This is a genomic window from Sphingomonas sp. TREG-RG-20F-R18-01, from assembly GCF_022662475.1.
Classification (GTDB): Bacteria; Pseudomonadota; Alphaproteobacteria; order Sphingomonadales; family Sphingomonadaceae; genus Sphingomonas.
The window spans coordinates 133,570-140,124 of sequence record NZ_JAKNQQ010000008.1 but is presented as its reverse complement, the minus strand read 5'-3'; the positions used below and the strand labels follow the sequence as shown (position 1 = coordinate 140,124).

Here is a 6,555-nt window from a genome sequence, read left to right as displayed (position 1 = left end):
CCCACTTGCGGTCATTCAGGGGGCGACCGATAAGCCCTAAATGGATTGTCCGTCAGAAACGCTGCGGAGGTGGGAACCTCTCGTCGAGTTGCCTGAGCAAATGCTTGGCACCGTCGACGTGATGTCGAATGGCACAACTTTGATCGCTACCGCCTACTACGATGACACGACTATCTCTCGCCCGGTCCGACTTGATTTTGGAAGGGTAGAAGCGTTCAAAATCTACGAAGAGTTTTCGGACCCAGCCATTTCCAGCGCTCCGCCGATGATGCGGGACCCGATCTCGGGGAACGTGCCGTGGCCATTTCAAGAGGTAGTGGACTCGCGCTGGGTGCGCAGCGTGCTTGCTCGGAACGGCGCGCTCAATGGGCGGTCGTGGCAGCACTTCACAATCGTGACGGTTGACGTGATCCTTCATGTCATGACGGATTCACCCCTCAAGGCGGAGCGGATTGACGGCTGAAAGCTGCCGGTCGGCATTCCACCATTAGCAGCCGTTGGCATCGACCATGTAGGTTTCAGGTTTACCGCGTGAAGTCGGTTCCCAGCCTGCCGCCAAGGCAGCGCTGACGCCGTTGGCAACTACCGATTTGCTGATAGGTGGTCGCCTGCGGTGCGGCGATCCATTTCCAGACTTGGGCATTGGAAACTCCAGCAACGCTTCGCGTTGCCCGCCCTTCTGGCGAATGGATAACACTAACCCCCGCCAGCCATCCGCCGTGCACCATTGCGGCTCCCGCTGGACCGCCCACTCATAGGTCAAACCATCGACTTCAATGGTGTCGGCAAGATCGCGAGTGTGAAGCATCGGAGCCTTTTGGCGCGCGACAGCTATGTCCGCAATCCACCAATTTTCGCCGTTCAGCCTGACAAGTCGCGGCTGATTTTCAAAGGATCACTGCCCCCCTTCCGTCATCCCCGCGACGGCGGGGATCCATACTGGCTGGCGGCGCAGGACAGGACGGACGGTGCCAATGGATTCCCGCTTGCGCGGGAATGACGGACGGGTTTCGGACAGTCTCCCCTCCCCACCGTCATCTCCGCGAGGGCAGCGCCCCACCACACCACGACAATCTACTTCCGTCAGCCCCCGCCACACGCCACCGCCCCCCGCCCCCCCCTTTGACCGCAACCCCGCACCACAATAAGCGCAGCACCACCGCCGCTCCGCGAGGATCGGCCCCGCTCGCAAGGAGGCGCTATGTCCGACGATTACGACCACGGCCGGCGCGATGGCCTGCGGCTGGCGCTCGCCATCCTGTCGGCGGAGGAAGCCAAATGGGCCGCGCTGCTCGGGGAAAGCAAGTCGTGGCGGACCAACCAGATCCGCGAAGTCCGCCACAAAGCGTTGCAGGTCGCACAGAAGCGGATCCAGACCGTGCTGAACCGTCTGTCGCCCAAGGAGGAAAGCGGGATCAGCGACGAACTTGCAGCGGCTCTCGACATCGCGGGGCTGTGAGAAGCTTGCCGGGACGACGCTCGCCTACCCCGCATAAGCCTTCACCACGTCGAACAGATAATCCCGTCCGTCATACAGGGACTTGACGTTCATCCGCTCGTTCAGCCCGTGCGCGCGATTGATATCCGCCCCGATGAACAGCCCCGGCACGCCATAGACCGGGATCCCGATCGTCTCGAAGAAGACCCCGTCGGTCGCGCCGGTCGACATCAGGGGCAGGATCGCAATCCCCGGGAAATGTTTGGCCGCGACCGCCCTGGCGGGTCCGAGGATCTTGGGGTCGAGCGACGGCGGTACCGCCGTCGGGCGGACCGGCTGGTTGGCGGTGACGGTCACCTTGGGGCCGGCCAGTGCCTTCAGCCGGGCCAGCGTCGCATCGACCGTCTCGCCCGGAAAGATCCGGCAGTTGACGTTGGCGGTCGCGCGCTGCGGCAGCGCGTTTTCGGCATGGCCCGCGTTCAGCAGGGTCGCGACACAGGTCGTGCGCAGCATCGAATGATAGGTCTTGCTGGCACTGACCACCGCATTGGCCGCGCTGTCCGCCGGATCGGCCAGCAGGCGCTTGATCGCATCCGCCATCGGCCCGGGCTGCGCGGCGGCGTTTCCGGCAAAGAAGGCGCGCGTCGTGTCGGTGAACCGGATCGGGAATTCATAGCCCTGCACGGCCTTCAGCGCATCGGACAGTTCGTAGATGGCGTTGTCGGGGGTTGGCTGGCTGCTGTGCCCGCCGGGGTTGGTGGCGAGCAACGTGAAGTTCTGCGCGGCCTTCTCGCCGACCTGGAGGAACAGCGTCTTGCGCTGCCCCTCCTCGGTCAGCAGTCCGTTGCCGCCCTCGTTGAGCGCGAATTCCGCGGCGATCAGGTCGGGCTTGTTCTTTGCCAGCCATTCGGCACCGTTGAAGGCGAAGGTCGTCTCCTCGCCACAGGTCAGCGCAAGCTTGATAGTGCGCTTCGGCCGATATCCGCCCGTCTTGAAGCGCACCATCGCGTCGGCCCAGATCGCGGCCTGCGCCTTGTCGTCGGTGCTGCCGCGCGCGTAATAATAGCCGCCGTCCTCGACCAGCGTGAACGGATCGCGCGTCCAGTCCTCACGCTTGGCCTCGACCACGTCGAGATGCGCCATCAGCAGCATCGGCTTGGCGCGCGCGTCACTGCCCTTCAGCATCGCGACCAGGCCGCCTTCCCTGGGGTGATCGGGCACCGAGAAATAGGTGATGTCGGAATCGGCATAACCCGCCGTCTTCAGCCGCGCGCCGATCTGCGCCGCAGCCTGGGTGCAACTGCCCGAGGACAGCGTCGTGTTGGTTTCGACCAGTTCCTTGTAGACCTGGAAAAATGCCTTCTGGTCGGGGCGATCCTGCGCCGACGCGGCGGGTGCGAGCGACGCCCCGATGGCCGCGGTGCCGAGAAGGATCGCCAGAGTGATCGTGCGCATGGTGCCCCCTAGATGCTTATCGGGGGAGGCTAACGCGGTGCGCGGGGAACGCAACGGGTTCGTCCCCGGCGCGGCCTGCCGCCGGGCTGCGCTAGAGCGGCGCCGGGCCCGGCTTCGGCCGCGCGAGGTGCAGTTCGCGGTTGGCGAAGTCGATCCGCACCTGCCCGAACAGGCGCAGCGCATCCATTCCGAGGAGCAGGGCCGGCCGCTTGCCCAGCCCGAACCGCTCGAACGGGGCGGCGTCGGAAAACGCGATCGGCAGGTTCGCCAGGCCGATCTCGCCGATCCGCACGCCGGTGACCACGCCGTACTGCGCGTTCAGGATGGCGCCGGTAACGCTCAACAGACGAACCCCCGTCATCTGGCTGCTCGTCCTCGCGACCAGCCGCTGGAGCGCGACGTTGCCCATGCTGACGACCGACCCCGTGTCGATCACCACCCGGATCCGCCGTCCTTCATAGGTCGCATCGGTGACCACCAGCTGGCCGAACAGGCTGCGCGCCCGGATCACGATATCGTTCGGCCCGAAACGCTCGGCGCGAGTCCGCCGGGAGGCCGGCGACACCGTCATCGCCTGCCGCGCGAAGTCGATCGTCACCGCCTTGCCCTGGAGCGTATCGATCCCGACCAGCCCGTCCGCGCCGAGGTTGCGCCGTTGCAGGGCAGGTGCCTCGATCCGGTTCGCGACGAGCACCGCGCCGGCGCGCGGCAGGCCGACCACGATCTGCGGCATCAGGACGGTCGCCGTCCACATCGGCCCCGCCATCGCGGTGACCTTGACCGAGCGCCCCGGCGCAAGCCGCAACGTCGCGCCGAGCTCGCGTGACACCACGGTGCGTTCGGAGCCGGTGTCGACGATAAACCGGAACGGGCCCGCTGCCCCGATCGTCACCGGCACCGTCATGCGGTTCTCGCTGGTTCCGAATTCCAGCTCCTCGGCCGCCCGTTGCTGCGGGTCCGTCGGTGGCGGCGGCGACACGGTCTGGCCGGGGCTGAACAGCGCAGCCAGCGGGACGGCGAGGAACAGCGCCGGGATCATGCGCGAAAGATACGCTCGTTCCGGGTCGACAACAAGCGATCTCAATCGAGCCGCATCGCCTCCGCCGCCAGCACTTCCGCCTCCTCGAGCAGCGCATCGTCCGACAGCCCCTGCGCGACCTTCTCGCGGCCGATCAGCGTCAGCACCGGCACCGCGAGCGGCGAGATCCGCTCCAGGTCGACGTGCAGCATCGTGTCCGCCGCGCGGTCGAGCAGGCTGGCGAGCCGCCCGACATCGGTCATCCGCGCGCGCGCATCCGCCCAGGCGGCTTGCAACAGGATATGCGCGGGCTCGTACTTGCGCAGCACGTCGTAGATCAGGTCGGTCGAGAAGGTCACCTGCCGCCCGGTCTTGCGCTTCCCCGGGATCTGCCGCTCGACCAGCCCGCCGATCACCGCGACCTCGCGGAACGCCCGCTTGAGCAGCGCGGATTGCTGCACCCATTCGACGAATTCGTCCTCGAGGATATCGGGCGAGAACAAGGCGGCGGGATCGGTGATCGGATCGAGCCCGTAGCAGGCGAGCGCATAGTCGTTCGACACGAAGCCGATCGGCCGCAGCCCCTGCGTTTCCATCCGCCGCGTGACGAGCATGCCGAGCGACTGGTGCGCGTTCCAGCCTTCGAAGCTGTAGGCGACCATGTAATGCCGCCCCTCGCGCGGGAAGGTCTCGACCAGCAGCTGCCCGGGGCGCGGCATCGTCGAGCGCGCCTGCTGCACCTCCAGCCATTCGCGCACGTCGTCCGGGAAGCGCGCCCATTCCGACGGATCGGCAAGGAACCCGCGCACGCGGTTGGCAAGGTTGGTCGACAGCGGCATCCGCGACCCGCCATAGCTCGGGATCCGTGCCGGACGGGCGGTCGCGCGGACCACCAGATCCTCGGTGTCGATCCGTTCGACCTCCAGGCTCATGCCCGCAAAGAAGAAGGTGTCCCCGGGGCTCATCGTCGCGGCAAACGCTTCCTCGACCCGCCCCAGCGTCCGGCCGTTCTTGAAGCGGACGCTGAGCATCGTCGCCTCGACGATGATGCCCGCGTTGAGCCGGTGCTGGCCGATGAACTTGGGGTGCGTGATCCGCCACAGGCCATCCGCGTCCTGCGTCAGCCGCTTGAACTTGTCATAGGCCTGGAGCGCATAGCCACCGTCGCTGACGAAGCGCAGCACCTGGTCGAACGTCTCGGCAGTCAGCGCGGAATAGGGCAAGGCCGAGCGGACCTCGTCGAGCAGTGCGGCCTGGTCGAACGGCGCGGCACAGGCGCAGGCCATGACATGCTGCGCGAGCACGTCGAGCGCGCCTGCACGGAACACGTCCTCGTCCAGCTCCCCCGCCTCGACCGCGTCGAGCGCGGCGCGCGCCTCGAGATATTCGAAGCGGTTGCCCGGCACGACGATCGCCTCGGACGATTCGTCCAACCGGTGGTTGGAGCGTCCGATCCGCTGGAGCAGCCGCGACGATCCCTTGGGTGCGCCCATCTGGATCACGCAATCGACGTCCCCCCAGTCGACGCCAAGATCGAGGCTGGCGGTCGCGACCAGCCCGCGCAGCCTGCCATCTGCCATCGCGCCCTCGACCTTGCGCCGCGCCTCGAGGCTGAGCGACCCGTGGTGGACACCGAGCGGCAGGTTCATCGCATTGGCCTTCCACAGATCCTGGAAGATCAGCTCGGCAAGCGCGCGGGTGTTGCAGAAGACGATCGTGGTCTTGTGCGTCTCGATCTCGGCGATGACCTGCTCGGCGGCATAGCGCCCCGAATGGCCCGACCACGGAATCCGGCCCTCCGGCAGCAGGATCGCGATATTGGGTGGCGCGCCGGGGTCGCCGCGCACCAGCTGGACCGTATCGATGTCGCCATCGGGCGCGAGCCACGCGCGATAGCCGTCGGGATCCGCGACCGTCGCCGACAGCGCGACCCGTCGCAGCCCGGGCGCGATCGTCTGGAGCCGCGCCATCCCGAGCGAGAGCAGGTCGCCACGCTTGCCGGTCGCGAAGGCGTGGACTTCGTCGACGACGATCGTGCGCAGGCCCGCAAACATCGTCGCGGCATCGGGGTAACTGAGCAACAGGCTGAGCGATTCGGGCGTGGTCAGCAGGATCTGCGGCGGGCGGATTCGCTGGCGCGCCTTGCGGTCGCTGGGGGTGTCGCCCGTGCGCGTCTCGATCCGGATGTCGAGCCCCATCTCCGCGACCGGCGCGAGCAGGTTGCGCTGGATGTCGACCGCCAGCGCCTTCAGCGGCGAAACGTAGAGCGTGTGGAGCCCTTCGCTGGGCGTTTCGATCAGCTCGGCGAGCGTGGGGAGAAACCCCGCCAGCGTCTTGCCCGCCCCGGTGGTGGCGACGAGCAAGCCGTGCGCGCCGGACCGCGCGACCGCGAGCATGTCCAACTGGTGCCGGCGCGGTGCCCAGCCCTTTTCGGCGAACCAGTCGGTCAGGACAGCGGGAAGAGACGGCGCAGGATCAAGCACCTGTGTCATATGGGGCGTGCGGTGCGGCGGGGCTAGGATCGAATTGGTTGGCAGCGTTCGGGCTCCCGGATTTGCAGATACCGGGAGGCGCTATCGTGCTCCTGCGCAGGCAGGAGCCCAGAGTTACGGGCGTGGCGTTTGCGACTCTGGGCTCCTGCCTC

General features: G+C 67.0%; 6 protein-coding genes. 2 read left to right on the top strand and 4 right to left on the bottom strand.

Annotated features, from left to right (window positions below; translation table 11 throughout):
• The first annotated feature begins 100 nt into the window (after nt 1–100).
• Nucleotides 101–463, top strand: a complete 363-nt coding sequence (locus L8K25_RS18325; protein ID WP_242140438.1) for a hypothetical protein — start codon at nt 101–103, stop codon at nt 461–463.
• 24 nt (nt 464–487) lie between these two features.
• Here L8K25_RS18325 and L8K25_RS18320 read toward each other — a convergent pair whose 3' ends face one another.
• Nucleotides 488–808, bottom strand: a complete 321-nt coding sequence (locus tag L8K25_RS18320; protein ID WP_242140437.1) for a hypothetical protein — start codon at nt 806–808, stop codon at nt 488–490.
• Nucleotides 809–1,201: 393 nt separating this feature from the next.
• On the opposite strand from L8K25_RS18320, the gene L8K25_RS18315 reads away from it, so the two are divergent.
• The gene (locus tag L8K25_RS18315; RefSeq protein ID WP_242140436.1) at nt 1,202–1,459 is read left to right on the top strand and encodes a hypothetical protein; all 258 of its coding nucleotides are present in this window, start codon (nt 1,202–1,204) and stop codon (nt 1,457–1,459) included.
• 24 nt (nt 1,460–1,483) lie between these two features.
• Here the strand turns inward: L8K25_RS18315 and L8K25_RS18310 are convergent, their stop codons facing one another.
• From L8K25_RS18310 to L8K25_RS18300, 3 genes are all read right to left on the bottom strand, one after another.
• Nucleotides 1,484–2,893 carry a M20/M25/M40 family metallo-hydrolase gene (locus L8K25_RS18310; protein WP_242140435.1) on the bottom strand — a complete coding sequence of 470 codons (1,410 nt, stop codon included), beginning with the start codon at nt 2,891–2,893 and terminating at the stop codon, nt 1,484–1,486.
• 91 nt (nt 2,894–2,984) lie between these two features.
• Nucleotides 2,985–3,932 (bottom strand): aspartyl protease family protein, encoded by a 948-nt coding sequence (locus L8K25_RS18305; RefSeq protein WP_242140434.1) that lies wholly within the window; start codon nt 3,930–3,932, stop codon nt 2,985–2,987.
• 41 nt (nt 3,933–3,973) lie between these two features.
• Entirely contained in the window at nt 3,974–6,403 is a 2,430-nt protein-coding gene (locus L8K25_RS18300) for a ligase-associated DNA damage response DEXH box helicase (RefSeq protein ID WP_277923106.1), read from the bottom strand.
• Nucleotides 6,404–6,555: the final 152 nt, after the last annotated feature.

What these genes read in the sequence shown, in the direction of transcription:
- L8K25_RS18325 (WP_242140438.1), top strand. Translation starts at nt 101, where the DNA reads ATGCTTGGCACCGTCGACGTGATGTCGAATGGCACAACTTTGATCGCT.
- L8K25_RS18320 (WP_242140437.1), bottom strand. Translation starts at nt 808, where the DNA reads ATGCTTCACACTCGCGATCTTGCCGACACCATTGAAGTCGATGGTTTG.
- L8K25_RS18315 (WP_242140436.1), top strand. Translation starts at nt 1,202, where the DNA reads ATGTCCGACGATTACGACCACGGCCGGCGCGATGGCCTGCGGCTGGCG.
- L8K25_RS18310 (WP_242140435.1), bottom strand. Translation starts at nt 2,893, where the DNA reads ATGCGCACGATCACTCTGGCGATCCTTCTCGGCACCGCGGCCATCGGG.
- L8K25_RS18305 (WP_242140434.1), bottom strand. Translation starts at nt 3,932, where the DNA reads ATGATCCCGGCGCTGTTCCTCGCCGTCCCGCTGGCTGCGCTGTTCAGC.
- L8K25_RS18300 (WP_277923106.1), bottom strand. Translation starts at nt 6,403, where the DNA reads ATGACACAGGTGCTTGATCCTGCGCCGTCTCTTCCCGCTGTCCTGACC.